Origin of the sequence: Halobacterium bonnevillei (genome assembly GCF_009831555.1) — an archaeon.
Classification (GTDB): domain Archaea; phylum Halobacteriota; class Halobacteria; order Halobacteriales; family Halobacteriaceae; genus Halobacterium; species Halobacterium bonnevillei.
The window spans coordinates 1-1,202 of sequence record NZ_WUUU01000343.1 but is presented as its reverse complement, the minus strand read 5'-3'; the positions used below and the strand labels follow the sequence as shown (position 1 = coordinate 1,202).

General features: G+C 71.6%; 1 protein-coding gene and 1 pseudogene. Both read left to right on the top strand.

The genetic code is table 11. From position 1 onward, the window contains the following. Nucleotides 1-582: pseudogene (locus GRX66_RS19175) on the top strand (DNA mismatch repair protein); the annotation flags it as partial. A gap of 69 nt (nt 583-651) precedes the next feature. Beyond that, entirely contained in the window at nt 652-1,170 is a 519-nt protein-coding gene (locus GRX66_RS19170; protein WP_159527862.1) for a CNNM domain-containing protein, read from the top strand. The last annotated feature ends 32 nt before the right edge of the window (nt 1,171-1,202 follow it).

Here is a 1,202-nt window from a genome sequence, read left to right as displayed (position 1 = left end):
GGCGGGAAGACGACGCTGCTGGAGACGCTGTGCCAGGTCGCCGTGCTCGCCGCGATGGGGCTGCCGGTGCCCGCCGACCGCGCCGAAGTCGGGCCCGTCGACGCCGTGGTCTTCCACCGGCGCCACGCCTCGTTCAACGCGGGCGTGCTGGAGTCGACGCTGAACTCCGTCGTCCCGCCGCTGGCGAAGGGCGACCGCACCCTGATGCTCGTCGACGAGTTCGAGGCCATCACGGAACCCGGACGGGCCGCCGACCTCCTGCACGGCCTCGTCACGCTCACCGTCGACGAGGAGGCGCTGGGCGTGTTCGTCACGCACCTCGCGGACGACCTCGAACCGCTCCCGGCGGTCGCGCGCACGGACGGCATCTTCGCGGAGGGCCTCAACCAGGACCTCGAGTTGCTCGTCGACTACCAGCCGCAGTTCGGGACCGTCGGGAAGTCCACGCCGGAGTTCATCGTCTCCCGCCTCGTCGCGGACGCCGGCGACCGCGCGGAGCGCGCCGGCTACGAGACGCTCGCGCGCGCAGTCGGCCAGGAGGCCGTCCAGCGCACGCTCGCGGACGCGAAGTGGTCGGAGTAGCGCGCTCCAACGCCACCACCGAAGCCCCCGGTGCCAACGACTTTGTGCCCGCCGGCCGACGCGGGCCGTATGCCACCCGAACTCTCCGTCGTCGCGTCGCTGGCGGCGGTCGCCGTCCTCCTGGTGGTGTCGGCGTTCTTCTCCAGCACGGAGATCGCGCTGTTCTCGTTGACGCCCCAGCGCCTCGACGAACTCGCGGCCGGCGACGAGCGCGGCCGCGGGCTCAAACGCCTCCGCGAGAACCCCCACAAACTCCTCGTGACCATCCTCGTCGGGAACAACCTCGTGAACATCGCCATCTCCAGCATCCTGACCGTGCTGCTGGTCGCGTACCTGCCGCCCCAGCTCGCCGTCGTCGGCACCACGCTCGCAGCGACGACGCTGGTGCTCGTCTGCGGGGAGATTCTCCCGAAATCCTGGGGGCTAGCGAACGCGGAGTCGTGGGCGCTCTCCGCCGCGCGACCGGTGCGGGTGATCGGCCTGCTGCTGTGGCCGCTGGTCGCGTTCTTCGACGTCCTCACGCGCCGACTCGCGGGCGCGACGGGCGGCAGCCCGGACATCGAGCGCGAACTGCTCGAGGAGGAGTAGGCGGCGGCAGCCTCGCCGCCGTCAGTTCGACG